This is a genomic window from Amycolatopsis regifaucium, from assembly GCF_001613935.1.
GTDB lineage: Bacteria > Actinomycetota > Actinomycetes > Mycobacteriales > Pseudonocardiaceae > Amycolatopsis > Amycolatopsis regifaucium.
In genome coordinates, this window is sequence record NZ_LQCI01000004.1 from 12,006 (window position 1) to 28,797 (window position 16,792).

Below are 16,792 nucleotides of genomic sequence, written 5' to 3' on the forward strand. Positions count from 1 at the left end.
CCGCCAGGGAGGGCTTCGCCCCCCCTGGACCCCCAAAGTGAGTTGGTTACGAAGGTGGCCGAGCTGCGTGGGGAGCAAGGGACCTTTGCTATCGCGGGGGAACAAGGGACCTTTGGTGCCGTGGATAGCGAGGGACCTTTGCTATCGCGTGGGGGTGGGGGCGACCCAGCAGGCGTAGCCATCGGGGCGGTACAGGACGGCCTCGGTCGAGGGCCACGGCAGGTCGGCGACCAGTTGGGTCGTCAGCCGCGTGGCCTGGGAGCGGGCGGCGTCGGTGTGGGCCGCTGTGGTCGTCAGGAGCACGAAGTCGCCGGTCCGGAACAGGGTGCTCGGTCGGAGCGGGCCGGTCTCGGTGAGGACGTGCTGGTCGTTCAGCCGCGCGCCGAGCGCGGGATGCGCGGTCCCGTAGGTCGGGTAGCGGATCCCGAGGCCGGAGACCATGCCCGACAGATACCGGTTCACCTCGGGAAGCGCGGCCAGATCGCCGAAGAGAGCGCGAAGCGCGCGTGACTCGTGAGACCGCGGAGTCAGTCCCAGCTGGGCCGCGACGTTGTGCAGCACCTGCGCGCCCACCGGGTGCCGTTCGGCCTCGTAGGTGTCGAGGAGGTCGTCATCAGCCCAGCCACGCACGGTCGCCGCCAGCTTCCAGCCCAGGTTCATGGCGTCTTGTACGCCGAGGTTCAGCCCCTGCCCGCCGGCCGGGAAGTGGATGTGCGCGGCGTCGCCCGCCAGCAGCACGCGCCCGTCCCGATAGTGCGCAGCCTGCCGCGCCGTGTCGGAAAACCGTGAAGCCCACCGGATTTCCGACACCGTCGCGGTGTCACCGTACGAGTCGAGCAGTGCCGTCCGGACTTCGTCGTGGGAGATGCCGGACCGCATGTCCGCGGGCCGAGAGGCCCGGTCGCCGTAGATGAACCGGTAGAGACCCGGTTCTCCCAACGGAATCAGGCCTTTGAACGTGGTCGCGCCGGTCGGCTCGCCGATGTTCCGCATCGTCCGCCACTGCTTTTGCGCCGCGTCAGGCGCCTTGTCGAACAAGACGTCCGCGACGACGCCGAATCCTTCACCGTCCACGCCGGGAAAGTCCACGCCGAGTCCTTTGCGCACAACGCTTCGTGCGCCGTCGCAGCCGACGAGGAACTTCGCATACAGCTGCGCTTCGCCGCTGTCTGTTCGGTATCGGACAGACACAGAGTCCTTGTCCTGTACGAAAGTGAGTACTTCGCTGCCGCGCAGCACCTTCGTTCCTTGTGCGGCAAGCTGTTCCTCCAAGAACTCTTCGACCTTCGCCTGCGGAATCCCCAGCTGGAACGGGAATCGAGTGTCCCAACCGTCGTAGACGACGGGGATCATCGCGAAATGCCCGTCCCGCACCGTTGTGAACGAACGCTCCTCGACACCGTCCAGAAGTCCGCGCAGCTCCAGCATTTCCGCGGTGCGCGGCTGAAGGTTCAGCGCCTTCGAGAGGCCCGTGCGCTCGGGAAGGCGTTCCAGTACCACCACATCGACGTCGGCGAGCGCCAGTTCGTTCGCGAGTGTCAGCCCCGTCGGCCCCGCCCCGACCACGATCACGTCGGTCCCCAGGTTGTTCATACCACTCCTTAACGACGTTAAATTGACCTGCGCCCAGCGTGCCCTTAACATCGTTAAATTGTCAAGGCGGTAGTACGGGAAGAGAGCGCAAAAGTGGGTCTGACCAGGCAGGACATCGTCCGCGCTGGGCTTCGGTTGCTCAATGACGTCGGGCTCAACGGGCTCACGCTCCGGCTGATCGCGCAGGAACTCGGGGTCAAGGCGCCCGCGCTCTACTGGCATGTGAAGAACAAGCAGGAGCTGCTCGACGAGATGGCGACGCAGATGTACGCGGACGCCATGCCGGGTCGTACGCCGGAAGGTATGGGGGAGCGGGAGTCGCTTGAGCTGGCGTCACAGCAGATGCGCCGGATGATGCTCGCTTACCGTGACGGCGCGAAGGTCTTCTCGGGGACGTTTTTGACCGATCAAACCTTGCTTACCGATAACCCACTGCAAGCGCGGGTCGACGCGGGGCTGGAACCGTACCTGGCCGGCCGGGCGTTGTTCACCGTCTACAGCTATGTCGTCGGCTTCACCATCGAAGAGCAGGCCGTTTATCCGGTTCCGGGCGAGCGGGACCCGCGTTACGACCTCACGCCCACGGCGTGGGTCTTCGATGACGACGTCGAGGCCAGGTTCGGTGATGGGCTGACCATGGTGCTCAACGGCGTCTTCGCTTGGCTGGACGACAAAGTCACGTCATAAAGGCTGGTCAAAGGCTTACCGGGAAGTTAAGGGTACCCCCGTGAAACCCGGTTCCGGCCCCGTGTAATCTATTAACACAACGACGCGGGGTGGAGCAGCTCGGTAGCTCGCTGGGCTCATAACCCAGAGGTCGCAGGTTCAAATCCTGTCCCCGCTACAGAGAAAACGAAGCGCGTGTCTGCGGAAATCGCAGGCACGCGCTTCTTCTATTTCCGGTTCCGCGGCGCGTGCGCCGTCCGGGTCGATCACGCACCGTCGTTGGTCGGGGCGGGGGACGCGTACCGCTGTCCGTGGCGAAGCCCGGTTGCGCAGCGTGTCCGGTCCTTTGTGGACAGGCGTAGTGCGTTGGGCCGAATGAGCGCATATCACTAGCCACAATGGACAGATGTGCTGACCACAGTGGACACAGGTTCCGAAAAGTGGGACCGTAGAGGACGTGTCCGAATTGAATGCAACAGCCGCCGCACTGCTCGGTCTTCTCCACGACGGTCCCGCCACGGGCGGGCAACTGGTCGCGGGGGCGGGTGAGCGTTTCGGCGCCTTCTTCAGCGTGACCCGCAGCCAGGTGTACCGGGAGCTTCCCGCCTTGTCGAAGGAGGGCCTCGTCCGCCTCGGCAAGCAGGGCCCGCGGTCGAGCCAGCAGTACGTCATCACCCCGGCCGGCAAGAAGGCGTTCAAGACGTGGCTGTCCTCAGAAGCCGGTCCTGACCACCTCCGCAGCCCGCTGATCCTGCGTCTCGTGCACGCCGGTTCGCTGACGGTGAAGCAGCGCTCAGCCCTGCTCGAGTCGGCGCGCGCCAGCTACACGCAGCAGCTCGACGAGGCGAAGGCCGCCACCAAGGCCGCCGACGGTCCGTACGCCAAGGCGGTCGCCGAGTTCGCGCAGGCGCAGGCCAAAGCGGCACTGAAACTGCTGGATTCCATCCCCCAGTCCTGACCCGGACAGGTGCCCACGACCGGTTCCCCGCAACCGGTCGTGGGTTTTGCCGTAACCTTGGCCGACGTGAGTGATGAGTTCGATGCGGCACTGAAGGACCTGACCGGCAAGCTGACGCAGATCGAGTCGGTGATGGACCTGGATGCGCTGCGTGCCCAGGTGGCTGAGCTGGAGGAACAGGCCTCCAGCCCGAACCTCTGGGACGACCCCGAAGCGGCGCAGCAGGTCACCAGCCAGTTGTCACACCGGCAGAGTGAGCTGCGACGCATCTCCGAGCTGCGGCAGCGGCTCGACGACCTGGGCGTCCTGTATGAACTGGCCGAGGCCGAGGGTGACTCCGCGAGCATGGCCGAGTCCGAGTCCGAGCTCACGTCGCTCACCAAGGACATCGACGGGCTCGAGGTCCGCACCCTGCTGTCGGGTGAATACGACCAGCGGAACGCGGTGGTCACCATCCGGTCCGAGGCGGGCGGCGTCGACGCGGCCGACTGGGCCGAGATGCTCCTGCGGATGTACCTGCGCTGGGCGGAGCGGCACAACTACCCGACGGACGTCTACGACATCTCCTACGCCGAAGAGGCGGGCATCAAGTCCGCCACCTTCAAGGTGAGCGCCCCCTACGTTTACGGCACGCTCTCGGTCGAACAGGGCACGCACCGGCTGGTGCGCATCTCGCCGTTCGACAACCAGAGCCGTCGCCAGACCTCCTTCGCGCACGTCGAGGTGATGCCCGAGGTCGAGGAGGTCGACCACGTCGACATCCCCGAGAAGGACATCCGCGTCGACGTCTACCGCTCGTCCGGGCCGGGTGGCCAGAGCGTGAACACGACCGACTCGGCGGTGCGGATCACGCACATCCCGACCGGCGTGGTCGTGTCGTGCCAGAACGAGAAGTCGCAGCTGCAGAACAAGGCGGCGGCGATGAAGGTCCTCCAGGCGCGGCTGCTGCTGCGGAAGAAGGAAGAGGAGCGCGCCGAGATGGACGCGCTCAAGGACGGCGGCTCCAGCTGGGGCAACCAGATGCGCTCCTACGTGCTGCACCCGTACCAGATGGTCAAGGACCTGCGGACCGAGTTCGAGGTCGGCAACCCGTCGTCCGTTCTCGACGGTGAGATCGACGGTTTCCTCGAGGCGGGCATCCGCTGGCGCAAGCAGTCCGGAGCCGCGTAACAACCCTGCGTGAGAGAGCAAGGGACCTTTGCTATCACTTTCCGGAAGAGAGTGATAGCAAAGGTCCCTTGCTCGCTTGGCCGCCGGGACCGGGCTACCCGGGCTTGACGGGCGGCATGGGTAGTATGCCGAACCGTGATCCGGCTCGAAGAGGTTTCCAAGGTCTACAAGACCTCGACCCGTCCCGCCCTCGAAAGGGTGTCGGTCGAGATCGACAAAGGTGAGTTCGTCTTCCTGATCGGTCCCTCGGGATCCGGGAAGTCGACCTTCCTGCGCCTCCTGCTGCGCGAAGAGGTGCCGAGCAAGGGTCGCGTCATGGTCTCCAACTTCGACGTCGCCAAGCTCGCCCGCCGCCGGGTGCCGCGCTTGCGGCAGACCATCGGCTGCGTCTTCCAGGACTTCCGACTGCTGTCGAACAAGACCGTCGCCGAGAACGTCGCCTTCGCGCTCGAAGTGATCGGCAAGCCGCGCCCGACGATCCGCAAGGTCGTGCCCGAGGTGCTCGAGCTCGTCGGCCTCGACGGCAAGGCCGACCGCCTGCCCAACGAACTCTCCGGTGGTGAGCAGCAGCGCGTCGCGATCGCCCGCGCGTTCGTGAACCGCCCGCTCGTGCTGCTCGCCGACGAGCCGACCGGGAACCTGGACCCCGACACCAGCCAGGACATCATGTTGCTGCTGGAGCGGATCAACCGCACCGGCACGACGGTGCTGATGGCCACCCACGACCATTCGATCGTGGACTCGATGCGGCGGAGGGTCGTCGAACTCCAGCTCGGCAAGGTCATCCGTGACGACGCCCGAGGCGTCTACGGCATCGGCCGCTGACCGGCCCAGCCCTCCTCCGTTACCCACGACTTCCAAGGGACATCAACCCCGATGCGCGCCAGTTTCGTCTTCAGCGAGGTAGTCACCGGCTTGCGCCGGAACGTCACGATGACCATCGCGATGATCCTCACCACCGCGGTCTCCCTCGCCATGCTCGGCATCGGCCTGCTGGCCGTCGGCACGATCGACAAGATGAAGGCCAACTTCCTCTCCGACGTCGAGGTCTCGGTCTATCTGGTCAACGACATCAGCGCGGGTGACCCGAACTGCTCGCAGTCGGCGTGCCAGTCGCTGCGCCAGGAGTTGCAGCGCAACGAGGGTGTCGAGTCCGTCGTATACGAGAACCGCGCGCAGGCGTTCGAGCGGTTCAAGAAGATGTTCGAAAGCCAGCCGGAACTGCTCGCGCTCACCGGCCCGGACGCGCTGCCCGCTTCGCTGCACGTCAAGCTGAAAAACCCGGAGCGCAGCCAGGCGATCATCCAGGAGTACACCGGCAAACCGGGCGTCAGCAAGGTCGACGACCAGCAGAAGGCGCTCGATCGCGTGTTCAACGCGCTCAACGCCGTCCGGAACCTCGCCTTCGGCGCCGCGGTGATCATGGCGCTGGCGGCGCTGCTGCTGATCGCCAACACGATCCAGGTGTCGGCGTTCACCCGGCGCACCGAGGTCGGCATCATGCGCCTGGTCGGCGCCACCCGCTGGTACACGCAGCTGCCGTTCCTCTTGGAGGCGGTGGTCGCCGGCCTTGTCGGTGCCCTCATCGGGATCGTCTTCCTGATCCTCACCAAGGTGTTCCTGCTCGACCTCGTGCTGACCGGGGACGTGTTCCCGGCGATCAGCATGCTCGAATTGCTGTTCCCGGTGGCGCCGATCCTGCTCGCCGTCTCGGTGATCATCTCGGCGATCACCGGGTATGTGACGCTGCGCCTGTACGTGCGCCACTGATCCGTCCGATAACCACCTGCTCGAACACAGAAACTCACGTAGAGTCGCCGCTATGCCCAAGGAACGTGGACACAAGGTGATCGTGTCGAACCGCAAGGCTCGCCACGATTACTCCATCCTCGACACCTACGAAGCCGGTCTCGTGCTCGTCGGTACCGAGGTGAAGAGCCTGCGTGAGGGACGGGCATCACTGGCAGACGCGTTCGCCACCGTGGACGACGGCGAGGTCTGGCTGCGCAACGTGCACATCCCGGAGTACGTGCAGGGCACCTGGACGAACCACACGCCGCGGCGTACCCGGAAACTGCTGCTGCACCGTCAGGAGATCGAGCGGCTCATCGGCAAGACCAAGGAGAGCGGTCTTTCGCTGGTCCCGCTGTCGATGTACTTCAAGGACGGCAAGGTCAAGGTCGAGATCGCCCTGGCCAAGGGCAAGAAGTCCTACGACAAGCGGCAGGACATCTCCAAGCGTGACGCTGAGCGCACCATCAGCCGGGCCTTGGGCCGGGCGCTGAAGGGCCGGTACAACGATTGATCCACGGGCCCGCCTCGGACGCCGAGATCCCTGATTGGATCTCGGCGTTGGGCATCGACGGGCTCGTGGACATCCACCTCCATTTCCTGCCGAAGCCGGTCATGGACAAGGTGTGGGCCTACTTCGACCAGGCCGAGGAGCACTACGGCACGGCCTGGCCGGTGCACTACCGCACTTCGGAAGAGGACCGGATCGAAACTCTGCGTTCGTTCGGTGTGCGCAAGTTCGCGCCGCTGGTCTATCCGCACAAACCCGGGATGGCCGAATGGCTGACGTCCTGGGCGCTGGAATTCGCCGAGCGGGTCCCGGACGCCGTGGCGACGGGGACGTTCTATCCCGAGCCCTCTGCGGTGTCCGTTGTGGATGGAGCACTGCGCGCGGGCGCCCGCTGTTTCAAGGCGCACGTCCAGGTCGGCGCCTACGACCCCCGTGACGAACTGCTGGACGGCGTCTGGGGCGCGCTGGCCGACGCGGGCGTTCCGGTTGTCGTCCACTGTGGACACGGTCCGCTGAAGGGCGCCTTCACCGGGCTACGGTTGTTCGAAGAGATTCTGGTGCGGCATCCGGAGTTGACGCTGGTACTGGCGCACGCCGGTATGCCGGAGATCGACTTCGCGTTCGAGCTGGCCGGGAAGTATCCGCGCGTGTACCTCGACACCACGATGGTCGGGGTGGAGTTCACCCTGCGCGGCAACCCGCTTCCGCCGGACTGGACGGACCTGTTGGCGGAGTTTCCCGATCGCGTCGTTCTCGGCACGGATTTCCCCAACATCCCGTACTCCTACGCCACCCAGCTGCAGGCGATCGCCGGCTGGGCCGCCGACGATCGCCTGGGTGAGCCGTTCCTGCGGGCGGTGTTGCACGACACCCCCGCGAAGCTGCTCAGCGTTTGAGCTGCGCCAGCTCGGTGACCGAGACGGCGCGGCCGAGCAGCCGCGTCCCCAGCTCCGAGACCGGGATCTGCTTGCCCGCCAGGTAAAAACCGCCGGTCGCCAGTGCCACCCACGGCACCGGTCCCTGCGCGAGACCGTCGCTCAGCGGGGCGAAACCGTGCGCGGCCAGTCCCAGCAGGCCGCCGGAGATCGCCAGGCCGGCCAGGACGAGCTGAGGAGTGTGCGCGGTCGACGCGGGGCCGGAGCTCTGCGTTTCGAAGCGGGCGAAGAGCCGCAGGAGACCGAGGAGCACCAGTCCGCAGGCGCCGAGCCAAGCCGGGACCATCGTCAGCCACAGCACGGAACCCGGTTCGGGCGTCGAGTAACCGAGGCCGTAGACGGCGACACCGGAGACGACGATCAGCGCCGGCATGTGCCACAGGTAGACGCTCATGAACCGCGGGCCGATCCACTTCAGGGCGGCGTCGAGGTTCGGGCGCGCGGCCAGCGCGTTCAGCTGCGGCTTGAAGGCCAGCAGGAGACCGATTTGGCCGATCGCGAGGAAGGCCAGCAGCACGGTTGGCGGGCTCATGTTCGACACCGGAGCGCCCGGCATGCCGATCATGCTGGCCGGGTAGGGGCCGAAGGCGACCATCAGCGCGGTGATGCCGAAGCCCGCGCCCGCCATGCCCAGTGCGGCGTTGCGGCCGATCGAGCCGAGACGGCCTTGCGTGTAGTGGAAACCGAGCTGGTGCACGGCGACCCAGACGAAGATCGCGTTCGCGAAACCGATCAGGCCGAGGTCGTTGAAGCGGGCGATGTCGACGAGGACGGCGGCGGCGAGCATCACGAACGGGACCTTGAGGCCCCAGCGGCGATGTGCCGCGACCATCAGCGGGGTGAGCAGCACGGTGAGCACGTAGACGGCCAGGAACCACAGCAGTTGCGCGGCGATCGCGCCGCCGACCTGCAGCGGCTGCTCCGGGATGCCCATGCCACGCAGGATGTCCGGGACGAAGAGCCAGACGGCCACGAGCGGCAGCACCGGGAGCATCAGCCGCTTGAGGCGGGCCGCGAGCCAGGAGCGGGAGCTTTCCGCCCGGGTGAACGAGATCAGATTCGCCGCGCCACCGGCGAAGAAGACGAGCGGCATCACTTGCGAGGCCCAGGTCATGACCCACCAGCCGGGCGTCGCGAGGGCGTTTCCGGTGGAGAGGTGGCCGTCGGAATAGGAAAGCACCGGCATGCCCCAGTGCTGAACGACGACCGCGAGGATCGCGACCGCTCGGACGATGTCGAGGAACCGGTCCCGGCCCCGCTTCTGGCTCGTGTGCATGCCAAGAAGCCTGGTGTTTCCGGGCTTCGGAAACAGCGGTGCGGGCCGCCGTATCCGCCTTCCTGTTTTCGCCCCTCGAAGGTGGAGTTTTCCCTACCCCACGCCGTCGGGTTCCGGCTCCGGCCGTGGCGCGGGCTCCGGGATTGGGGCGGCGCACAGGCGGAACTCCCAGCGATCGTTCTCGGCGAGGCCGAGTTCGTAGCGGGTCTCGATCTTCGGCCCGTCGTGCAGATGGACGTGCTTGAGGACGGTGCCCGCGATCGGCTCGGTGTCACCGAGTTCCTGGACACGTCCGTCGAGCGGACCACCGAAGAAGCGGACGCTGTGGGAGGGCCGGTCGGTCATGGGTCCTCCTCGGTTCGGTTCGTCGCTCACCAACAGTCTGCCAATGTTAGGTGAGTGACGGCCTCGCCACCAAGAGCTACTTCAGCGTCGTCGAGAGGCGATAGCAAAGGTCCCTTGCTCTCTTTGTGCGGGTCAGCGTCCTAGATAGGTGAGAACCGCGCGGACCCGGCGGTGTTCCACCGAACTCGCTTCGAGACCGAGCTTCGAGAAGATGTTGCCGATGTGCTTTTCGACGGCGCCGTGCGAGACGACGAGCGAGTTCGCGATCGCGGTATTCGACAGGCCCTGCGCCATCAGCCCCAAGACCTCGGACTCGCGGGCGGTCAGGGAATCGAGGGGGTTCTTGCGGCCTCGCGCCATCAGCTGGGCGATGACGTCGGGGTCGATGGCCGTACCGCCGCCGGCGACCCGCTTCACCGCGTCGACGAAGTCCCCGACGTCCGCGACGCGCTCTTTGAGCAGGTAGCCGACGCCGCCGGCGCCACCGGAGAGCAGTTCGACGGCGTAACTCTCTTCGACGTACTGCGAAAGCACCAGGACCGGCAGCCCCGGGATGGCGTCACGGGCGCCCAGCGCCGCGCGCAGGCCTTCGTCGGTGAAGGTGGGCGGCATCCGGACGTCGACGATCGCGAGATCCGGCCGGTGCTCCTTGACCGCGCCCAGCAGATCGTCACCGTTGTCCACGGCCGCGACGGTCTCGATGTTCTCGTCGGCGAGCAGACGGATCACCCCCTCGCGCAACAGAACCGCGTCTTCGGCGATGACAACCCGCATCCTGCCCCCAGCGTCGTGAGTGAACGGCAGGGCCTATTCACTCACGAGCCGGTCACCATTGACACGGCAGGTCCGCACGAATGACCGTGGGACCGCCGACCGGGCTGACGACGGTGATCACGCCGTCGATCGTGGCCGCCCGGTCGGCGAGCCCGGCGAGTCCGCCACCGGGCCGGACCTCGGCGCCGCCGTGCCCGTTGTCGGTGATCTCGACGATCACCATCGAGTCGGTGCGCCACACCTTCACACCCGCTTCGGTCGCGCCCGAGTGCTTCGCGATGTTCGTCAGTGTCTCGCCGACGATGAAGTACGCCGTCGTTTCGACCGCGGCGGGCGGCCGCGGTTCGACGTCCACCTCGACGTCGACGTGGATCGGCGACTTCGCGGCCTGCGCGGACAGGGCGGCGTCGAGGCCGCGGTCGCCGAGCACGGCCGGGTAGATGCCCCTGGCGAGGTCGCGCAGTTCGGACACCGCGAGCTTCGCGTCGAGGTGCGCTTCGTCGATCAGTTCACGCACCGCGGCCGGGTCATGGTCGAACTTCGACTTCGCGCGGCCGAGGCTCATCGCGACGGCGACCAGGCGCTGCTGCGCGCCGTCGTGCAGGTCCCGTTCGATACGGCGACGTTCGGCTTCGGCGGCATCGACACCGCGCGCCCGTGACGCCTGCAGGTGTTCCGCCTTCTGCTCCAGCCGCTGGGTGCGGTTCGGGCCGAGGAAGGAGAACGCCAGATTGCCGTGCAGCCAGGCGAGCCACGGGGTCACCCAGAGCGCCATCGGCAGCAGCACGATGGACGCGAGCGCGATCGGAAGTTCCACGCAGGCCAGGGGGAACGCCAGCATCAGGTAGGCGAGGTCGCGCCAGGTGGTCGGATCGGTCAGCCTGGTCAACCAGCGCTTGACCAGCGAAAGACCCTCCACCGGCAGCCGTTCGACCGGCTCCAGTGGCGTACCGAGCATCTTCCGCGCCCAGCCACGCTCGCGGTCGGCGGACCAGCGGATGAAGCTGGTGGTGGCCATGAGGATCGGGAAGCCGATCCACACCACCGCGGTCGCGATGCCGACCGCGAAACCGACGACGATCAAAATGAACTGGAGGGTCCGGAAGAACCAGCTGACGATCATGTAGACGATCGATTTCAGTGGTCTCGGGCGCGGGATCTCGACGGGCCGCACCTGCTGGTCGATCGTCATCCGTTCACCGTGCTCATCGTCGAAACCTCGCCCCAGGACTCCTCCAAGCGGCGGCGCTGGGCGTGGGTCGGCCCGAGCAACGCCGTCGCCAGCCGGGCGTGCATCCCCGCCAACGCTTTCGTCAACGCTACCGAGAGCGCGATGCAGAGCACGCCGAGAGCCGCCCATGGCAACGCCGAGACCGTCGAGTCGACGGTGAACCACGGCACCTCCCAGGTGGGGAAGCGGTACTCGCCGCCCGGGAGGAAGCGGTAGTGAATCGGCAGCCCCGCAAGGCCGAGACTGGTCGACCAGAACGCCGTGACCAGCACGAACTCGACGATGCCGAGCGGGAAGAGCAGGAAGAAATAGCTCAGGTCACGCCAGGTGGAGGTGTCCTTCAACCGCGCCTTCCAACGCACGGACTGGCCCGCCTCGGGCAGCGGGAGGTACGGCAGGTCGATGTAGCGGTCGAGCAGCGCGTACACCCTGGCGCGTTCCATGCGGGCGGCCCCGCGGACCGACAGGATCACCAGCGCGAGGATGGGCACCCCGATCCAGATGATCACCGTCCCGACGCCCAGCCAGAAGAACGACATCAGGAGCGCGAAGGCCAGCACGCCCATCGGCAGGTTCATCAGCAGGTAGGCCAGTGAGCCGCCGAACGACGGATCGGACCTGCTCAGCTCCCGCTCGGCCGCTAGCGAACTCATGGTCGTGCTCCCTTCCGAGGTCGATGGAACAAGCATCGTCCTCCGGAGGGACCGGACGACATGGTGTGCGCGGGCATCTCGCAGGTGGGGCTAGCCCCACCGCCGGAAATAACCCGGTTGCCGTCCGCGTTATGATGGACAGGTCCCTACAAGGGGGTGAACGGTTTCGACTTTGGACGTTGAATCAGGAGAAGCGTGCCGGTGCAGGCGAGAGACCACCGTAAGCGTCATCGCAAACCAATAAGCGCCGAGCCTAAGAGCCAGCGCGAGTTCGCTCTTGCTGCCTAAGCAGTAGAGCAACTCTGTCGGTCCGGGGTCGCCTCCGACCCGGTCACCGGCATCAGCTAGGAGGCTTACCGCCACACTCGGCTACGGGGTGTGGTTGGGAAACAAACAGTGGCTGGGCTCGTCACTTCAGCTTGTTCGCGTGACTGAAGGGGCCAAGTAGAGACATAGCGGACTGCGCACGGAGAAGCCCTGGTGATACGCCAGAGGACCCGGGTTCAATTCCCGGCACCTCCACTGGACGGCTGAAGCGGCCCTACCCCTCGGGGTGGGGCCGCTTCTCTTTTACCGTGAGGTAGGCGAGCGTCATCTCGGTCGTTTCGGTCGCCCACGTGGTCCAGGAGAGGTCGTCGGACCAGAACCGGCAGGTGGCGGCCCGGTGCACGCAGGAGCCGATGATGGTGCGAGCCGCCATCCGGATGGCCAGGGCGGGGTCCCGCCGATGGATCTCCTCGATGCAGGGATGCGCGGCTTCGAGAAGGGCTCGCTGGACCGCGGCCAGGGCTTCCAGGCCGCGTTCGCGCCCGTCGGCGCGCTGGCCGTCGAGTAGCTCGGGGAAGATCCGGCCGTGGTGGGTGAAGGTGCGTGCGAGCGCGTGGGTGAACGCGCCGACGAGCTCGCTCAGTGTGGGTGCCGATGAGCGAAGCGCTTCGCTGACGGTGGCTTCCAGCTGGCCGAGCAACTGGTCCTTGACGGCGTACAGCAGCTGTTCCTTGCCCGCGAAACGGCGATAGATCGCACCCACCGACATGCCCGCCTGCTCGGCGACCGCCGCGATGGTGAATTCCTCGATGCCTCCTTCTGCCAGGACGTGCTCGGCGGCGGCCAGCACCTTCTGCAGGGAGGCGCGGCTACGAGCTTGTTGGGGCGGGCGGAACCCCTGCTCGGCGGACTGCTGACTCACCGGCCGCACGTTACCTCCTGTCGCGGGGCGCGAGATCCTCGGCCTAATGCGAATGATAACTTTCGTTCGCATTATCCGACATGAAGGGTGGAACCATGGTGAGCATCGAGGTGCGGGGCGCCTACGTCGACTTCCCGATCTTCGACGCCAAGACCAGGTCGCTCAAAAAGCAGGTGCTCGGCAAGGTCGGCGGCAAAATCGGCACCGAAGCGAAAGTCCCGATCATCGAGGCGCTGCGGGACATCACCCTGTCCCTGCGCGAGGGGGACCGAGTCGGCCTGGTCGGACACAACGGTGCCGGCAAATCCACCCTCCTGCGGCTGCTGTCCGGTATCTACGAGCCGACGCGAGGTAGCGCGCACGTCGTCGGGAGGATCGCGCCCGTGTTCGACCTCGGCGTCGGCCTGGATCCTGAGGTGTCCGGCCACGAGAACATCCTCATCCGGGGCCTGTTTCTCGGCATGGGCCGAAAGCAGATGGAGAAAAAGGTCGACGACATCGCGGAGTTCACCGAACTCGGCGACTATCTGCACCTGCCGCTGCGGACCTATTCCGCGGGAATGCGCGTGCGGCTCGCACTCGGCGTGGTGACCACCATCGATCCTGAGATCCTCATCCTCGACGAAGGTCTCGGTGCGATCGATTCGGCGTTCCTCGCCAAAGCGCGCGAACGGCTGGTGGATCTCGCGCAACGGTCCGGGCTGCTGGTGTTCGCGTTGCACGCCGACGAACTGTTGATGGAGTTGTGCACGACCGCGCTGTGGATGGACGAAGGGCGGATACGTAAGCATGGACCGTTGAGTGAGGTCCTCGCGGCTTACAAAGGGCGCCTCTGAGTGGCGGTCTCGCTTTGAGGCTGCGAAGCGCGCGAAGGTGTCTACGACTTCGTAAGTTTACTACTCGGCGCATTTTCTTGGTTGCACATTGGGTAGCACACCTGTTCGAACGCGTGTACTCTTGAGACCGTGGCCAGCGAGAACAGTCCTCAGGCGGTGCGCTCAGAGTGTCGGCGTGCGGATACGGCGACGCCGTGTGCCCGGAAGCAGGAAATCGAAGTGTTGAAGCGTCAATTGGGTGCTGAGTAGAAGGCGATCCTAAAGCCAGGCTGGATCTCGAAACGTAAGCGCGGTTGAAGTCAGACCTCGACCCGATGGCGGAACCGCGTAAGGTCATCGACGGGGTTCGGGACTTCCGCACCCAAGACGAACGCTACGGGGATGCTTTCACTGACTACGTGCGGCTGAAGACCACCAACCGGAACCTCCCCGGACAGGCCGGGGAAGTCACCCACATTCTCGCCACCATGTCTTACGAGGATTTGATCAGCGATCTGGATGAGACGCAGCTGGATCTGGTCGGGCCGCTCGAAACGGACGGTGTCGTTGGCGCAGAAGTACGCGTTGGTGGGTGCGCGTTTCCTCGCTGCGACATGCCCGTACCCCCCTGTACCGCTCATCACATCATTTTCTGACGACACCACGGCGAAACCAAAATAGACAACCTCGTGCTGCTCCGCACCAACACCACCGCCTCATCCACCGCAGCGAATGGAAAGTCCAAATCGCGCGAGATGGATTGCCGGAGTTCACTCCGCCCGCCTATCTGGACCCTTCAGGAGAGCCGAGGCGCAATACCATGCCCTTCCGGGCATAGGCCGACCCGCGGGGCCGCCTTTCCGGGCAGGAATCGGCAAATTCTCCGCGATAACCTCGTGGCATGCGGCTTCATGTACATCAGTGGGGATCGGGACCGCGCGTCGTGCTCGTGCACGGCGTCCTGCTCGGCGGTCGGGAGGCGTGGCGGGCGCAGCGACCGTTGACCGAGCGGTGGACGCTGCTCGCCCCGGACCGGCTCGGTCACGGGAGGTCGCCGGACGGCGTGCAGGACTTCGAGGTCGACGCCCGGCTGATCGCGGAGCAGGTGCTCGACGACCCGGCGCATCTGGTCGGCCTGTCCTATGGCGCGATCGTCGCGATGGTGGCGGCCGCCCGGCGTCCGGAGATGGTCCGGTCGCTCACCGTGGTCGAGCCGCCCGCGGCCGGAGTGGTCCGCGGGAACGAGGTGGTCGACGCGTGGGACGCGGAGTTGCGGAGATTCCTCGACGGTCCGCTGGAAGACCCTCGCGAGGTCTTCGAGACGTTCTTCCCGCTCGCGGGTGTGCCACTGCCGATCCCGGATCCGGTGCCGGAGACGTTGCGGCGCGGTGCCCGCGCCCTGGTCGGGATGCGACCGCCGGGAGACGCGGAATTGCCACTGGATGTGTTGGCGTCAGCGGAATTCCCGATACTCGTGCTCACCGGCGATCATCGGCGGGAGTACGAAATCATCGCCGACGAGATCGCGAACAGAACCGGCGCGCGCCGCGACGTCGTGGCGGGGATGGGGCATTTGGTGCCCGATACAGGTGAGCCGTTCAATGTCCGGCTGGAGACCTTTTTGGATCACGGAGAGTAGCAAAACCAAGGTCATTTCCGTCTCAATTCACCCGCGCCGGGAACAGTCGCCGGGTGGGATGTCATGCTGTGTGTCCGACCATGGCCCTCTTTCGAACCGACCCCGTGTCGCCGGAGGGCCGGAAGAAGGTGTCAGATGACCTGGGCTAGGCATTCCAGTCGTCCCGATCCCGCAGAAGACCAGAGCCGCATGGCAGGTGTGCGGGCGGAGGAAGAAATCCGCCTCACCGTGCAGAACGGCAGGGCCGCAAGGACCGTTGCCGGGCACTCTTCGGACGCGCTCGACTGCGCCGAACTGCTGGCGATGCTCGGCCTTGAGGGCGTCCAGAAAAGGCACGCTCAGCGCACCTGACCTCCGATCCGGGTGGTCAGTTCGGCCGCGGTCAAGCGGACCTCTTCGGCGAGGTCAGGCCAAGTCTCTTCGCAACCTTCCGCCCCTGGGCAAAGGTGGCGCAGGGTCACGCTGATCGCGGCCATCGGCCGGCCGCCGTGGTCGAAGACCGGGCAGGCCACTGAGGCGAATCCCTCGGTGACGTGGCCGTCTTCGACGGCCCAGCCGAGCCTGCCCTCCGCGTTCAACGTGCGGCGCAGTTCGGCGAGGGTGCGTGGGCCGCGGCCGGTACGCGAGACGAACGCGGACGCGGCCGGGAAAAGCGCGCGTACATGCGGCGACGGCAGGTGCCGAAGGATCGCCCTGCCCGACGCCGTGAGCTGGCCAGGCAACCGGACACCGACCTCGGTGACCAGCGTTTCCGGCCGCGTGGGCCGTTCTTTGACCAGGTAAAGCGACTCGTTGCCGTGCAATACGCCGAGATGCGCGGTGTGCCCGACGCGGTCGGCGAGTTTGCGCAGCAACGGGGCAGCGAGCCTCTCCAGTGGTTCGTGCCGCAGGTAGGCCGAGCCGAGTTCGAACGCGGCGATGCCGAGCCCGTAGCGACGTTCGGCGGGCAGGTGCGCCACGAAACCGGCGGCCTCCAGTTCGGCGAGCAGGTGATACGTCGTCGAGCGCGGGAGGCCGAGTTCGCGCGCGATCGCGGCCGCGGACACCGGCCCGGGCCGCGCGGCGAGCGCGCGAAGGATGCCCAGACCGCGTCGCAGCGCAGGTACTTCGCTGCTTTCGCCCATGTCGACCTCCTCTTCGCGCGACCCCGGGGGAGCAAGGGACCTTTGCTATCACTTACTTAGGCATGCTCAGCAAGCGATAGCAAAGGTCCCTTGCTCTCTTCCGCTGCGTCTTGGATACCAGA

Annotated in this window: 19 protein-coding genes, 1 tRNA gene and 1 other RNA gene; 13 read left to right on the forward strand and 8 right to left on the reverse strand. The window is 66.2% G+C overall.

Annotation, left to right across the window (positions count from 1 at the left end; genetic code table 11):
- Positions 1 to 141: 141 nt before the first annotated feature.
- Positions 142 to 1,593: an FAD-dependent monooxygenase gene (locus AVL48_RS07385; protein ID WP_061981172.1), complete on the reverse strand. Its 1,452-nt coding sequence runs from the start codon at positions 1,591 to 1,593 to the stop codon at positions 142 to 144.
- A gap of 93 nt (positions 1,594 to 1,686) precedes the next feature.
- Between AVL48_RS07385 and AVL48_RS07390 the strand changes: the two genes are divergently transcribed.
- The 8 genes from AVL48_RS07390 to AVL48_RS07425 all read left to right on the forward strand — a co-directional run bounded on the left by AVL48_RS07390 (position 1,687) and on the right by AVL48_RS07425 (position 7,585).
- On the forward strand, positions 1,687 to 2,280 hold the full coding sequence (locus AVL48_RS07390; RefSeq protein WP_061981173.1) for a TetR/AcrR family transcriptional regulator C-terminal domain-containing protein: 594 nt from the start codon (positions 1,687 to 1,689) through the stop codon (positions 2,278 to 2,280).
- An 83-nt stretch (positions 2,281 to 2,363) separates the two neighbouring features.
- Positions 2,364 to 2,437, forward strand: a tRNA-Met gene (locus tag AVL48_RS07395).
- A gap of 279 nt (positions 2,438 to 2,716) precedes the next feature.
- Positions 2,717 to 3,217: a PadR family transcriptional regulator gene (locus AVL48_RS07400; protein ID WP_061981174.1), complete on the forward strand. Its 501-nt coding sequence runs from the start codon at positions 2,717 to 2,719 to the stop codon at positions 3,215 to 3,217.
- 66 nt (positions 3,218 to 3,283) lie between these two features.
- Entirely contained in the window at positions 3,284 to 4,387 is a 1,104-nt protein-coding gene (prfB, locus tag AVL48_RS07405) for a peptide chain release factor 2 (RefSeq protein ID WP_143104776.1), read from the forward strand.
- Between the two features lie 135 nt (positions 4,388 to 4,522).
- The gene (ftsE, locus tag AVL48_RS07410; protein WP_005168409.1) at positions 4,523 to 5,212 is read left to right on the forward strand and encodes a cell division ATP-binding protein FtsE; all 690 of its coding nucleotides are present in this window, start codon (positions 4,523 to 4,525) and stop codon (positions 5,210 to 5,212) included.
- 51 nt (positions 5,213 to 5,263) lie between these two features.
- Positions 5,264 to 6,157, forward strand: a complete 894-nt coding sequence (gene ftsX, locus AVL48_RS07415; RefSeq protein ID WP_061981175.1) for a permease-like cell division protein FtsX — start codon at positions 5,264 to 5,266, stop codon at positions 6,155 to 6,157.
- A gap of 52 nt (positions 6,158 to 6,209) precedes the next feature.
- A complete protein-coding gene (gene smpB / locus AVL48_RS07420) occupies positions 6,210 to 6,692 on the forward strand; it encodes an SsrA-binding protein SmpB (RefSeq protein WP_061981176.1) in 483 nt (160 codons plus the stop codon).
- Entirely contained in the window at positions 6,689 to 7,585 is an 897-nt protein-coding gene (locus tag AVL48_RS07425; RefSeq protein ID WP_061981177.1) for an amidohydrolase family protein, read from the forward strand. The genes smpB and AVL48_RS07425 overlap by 4 nt, the downstream gene beginning before the upstream one ends.
- Here AVL48_RS07425 and AVL48_RS07430 read toward each other — a convergent pair.
- The 5 genes from AVL48_RS07430 to AVL48_RS07450 form a co-directional block, all read right to left on the reverse strand.
- On the reverse strand, positions 7,575 to 8,900 hold the full coding sequence (locus AVL48_RS07430; protein WP_061981178.1) for an acyltransferase family protein: 1,326 nt from the start codon (positions 8,898 to 8,900) through the stop codon (positions 7,575 to 7,577). The genes AVL48_RS07425 and AVL48_RS07430 overlap by 11 nt on opposite strands.
- A gap of 93 nt (positions 8,901 to 8,993) precedes the next feature.
- Positions 8,994 to 9,245, reverse strand: coding sequence for a hypothetical protein (locus AVL48_RS07435; protein WP_061981179.1), 252 nt, complete (start codon positions 9,243 to 9,245; stop codon positions 8,994 to 8,996).
- A gap of 132 nt (positions 9,246 to 9,377) precedes the next feature.
- A complete protein-coding gene (locus AVL48_RS07440) occupies positions 9,378 to 10,019 on the reverse strand; it encodes a response regulator transcription factor (RefSeq protein WP_061981180.1) in 642 nt (213 codons plus the stop codon).
- Between the two features lie 52 nt (positions 10,020 to 10,071).
- Positions 10,072 to 11,211 carry a sensor histidine kinase gene (locus AVL48_RS07445; RefSeq protein WP_061981181.1) on the reverse strand — a complete coding sequence of 380 codons (1,140 nt, stop codon included), beginning with the start codon at positions 11,209 to 11,211 and terminating at the stop codon, positions 10,072 to 10,074.
- Positions 11,208 to 11,903 carry a sensor domain-containing protein gene (locus AVL48_RS07450; protein ID WP_061981182.1) on the reverse strand — a complete coding sequence of 232 codons (696 nt, stop codon included), beginning with the start codon at positions 11,901 to 11,903 and terminating at the stop codon, positions 11,208 to 11,210. Before AVL48_RS07450 ends, AVL48_RS07445 begins: the two co-directional genes overlap by 4 nt.
- A gap of 152 nt (positions 11,904 to 12,055) precedes the next feature.
- On the opposite strand from AVL48_RS07450, the gene ssrA reads away from it, so the two are divergent.
- Positions 12,056 to 12,428, forward strand: a transfer-messenger RNA (tmRNA) gene (gene ssrA / locus AVL48_RS07455).
- A 16-nt stretch (positions 12,429 to 12,444) separates the two neighbouring features.
- Here ssrA and AVL48_RS07460 read toward each other — a convergent pair.
- A complete protein-coding gene (locus tag AVL48_RS07460) occupies positions 12,445 to 13,092 on the reverse strand; it encodes a TetR/AcrR family transcriptional regulator (protein WP_061981568.1) in 648 nt (215 codons plus the stop codon).
- A gap of 95 nt (positions 13,093 to 13,187) precedes the next feature.
- On the opposite strand from AVL48_RS07460, the gene wzt reads away from it, so the two are divergent.
- From wzt to AVL48_RS07480, 4 genes are all read left to right on the forward strand, one after another.
- A complete protein-coding gene (gene wzt, locus AVL48_RS07465; RefSeq protein ID WP_061981569.1) occupies positions 13,188 to 13,928 on the forward strand; it encodes a galactan export ABC transporter ATP-binding subunit Wzt/RfbE in 741 nt (246 codons plus the stop codon).
- Between the two features lie 293 nt (positions 13,929 to 14,221).
- Positions 14,222 to 14,563, forward strand: a complete 342-nt coding sequence (locus tag AVL48_RS40800; protein WP_061981183.1) for a DUF222 domain-containing protein — start codon at positions 14,222 to 14,224, stop codon at positions 14,561 to 14,563.
- Positions 14,564 to 14,808: 245 nt separating this feature from the next.
- The gene (locus AVL48_RS07475; protein WP_063816513.1) at positions 14,809 to 15,546 is read left to right on the forward strand and encodes an alpha/beta fold hydrolase; all 738 of its coding nucleotides are present in this window, start codon (positions 14,809 to 14,811) and stop codon (positions 15,544 to 15,546) included.
- A gap of 135 nt (positions 15,547 to 15,681) precedes the next feature.
- Positions 15,682 to 15,897: a hypothetical protein gene (locus AVL48_RS07480; protein ID WP_061981184.1), complete on the forward strand. Its 216-nt coding sequence runs from the start codon at positions 15,682 to 15,684 to the stop codon at positions 15,895 to 15,897.
- On the opposite strand, the gene AVL48_RS07485 is transcribed toward AVL48_RS07480, so the two are convergent.
- Positions 15,885 to 16,670: an IclR family transcriptional regulator gene (locus tag AVL48_RS07485; RefSeq protein WP_061981185.1), complete on the reverse strand. Its 786-nt coding sequence runs from the start codon at positions 16,668 to 16,670 to the stop codon at positions 15,885 to 15,887. The two genes, AVL48_RS07480 and AVL48_RS07485, sit on opposite strands and share 13 nt — an antisense overlap.
- Positions 16,671 to 16,792 lie beyond the last annotated feature (122 nt).

Coding starts and splice junctions, on each gene's coding strand:
- wzt (WP_061981569.1), top strand. CDS start 13,188: ATGGTGAGCATCGAGGTGCGGGGCGCCTACGTCGACTTCCCGATCTTC.
- ftsX (WP_061981175.1), top strand. CDS start 5,264: ATGCGCGCCAGTTTCGTCTTCAGCGAGGTAGTCACCGGCTTGCGCCGG.
- AVL48_RS07445 (WP_061981181.1), bottom strand. CDS start 11,211: ATGACGATCGACCAGCAGGTGCGGCCCGTCGAGATCCCGCGCCCGAGA.
- AVL48_RS07435 (WP_061981179.1), bottom strand. CDS start 9,245: ATGACCGACCGGCCCTCCCACAGCGTCCGCTTCTTCGGTGGTCCGCTC.
- AVL48_RS07430 (WP_061981178.1), bottom strand. CDS start 8,900: ATGCACACGAGCCAGAAGCGGGGCCGGGACCGGTTCCTCGACATCGTC.
- smpB (WP_061981176.1), top strand. CDS start 6,210: ATGCCCAAGGAACGTGGACACAAGGTGATCGTGTCGAACCGCAAGGCT.
- AVL48_RS07450 (WP_061981182.1), bottom strand. CDS start 11,903: ATGAGTTCGCTAGCGGCCGAGCGGGAGCTGAGCAGGTCCGATCCGTCG.
- AVL48_RS07475 (WP_063816513.1), top strand. CDS start 14,809: ATGCGGCTTCATGTACATCAGTGGGGATCGGGACCGCGCGTCGTGCTC.
- AVL48_RS07480 (WP_061981184.1), top strand. CDS start 15,682: ATGACCTGGGCTAGGCATTCCAGTCGTCCCGATCCCGCAGAAGACCAG.
- AVL48_RS07485 (WP_061981185.1), bottom strand. CDS start 16,670: ATGGGCGAAAGCAGCGAAGTACCTGCGCTGCGACGCGGTCTGGGCATC.
- AVL48_RS07440 (WP_061981180.1), bottom strand. CDS start 10,019: ATGCGGGTTGTCATCGCCGAAGACGCGGTTCTGTTGCGCGAGGGGGTG.
- AVL48_RS07385 (WP_061981172.1), bottom strand. CDS start 1,593: ATGAACAACCTGGGGACCGACGTGATCGTGGTCGGGGCGGGGCCGACG.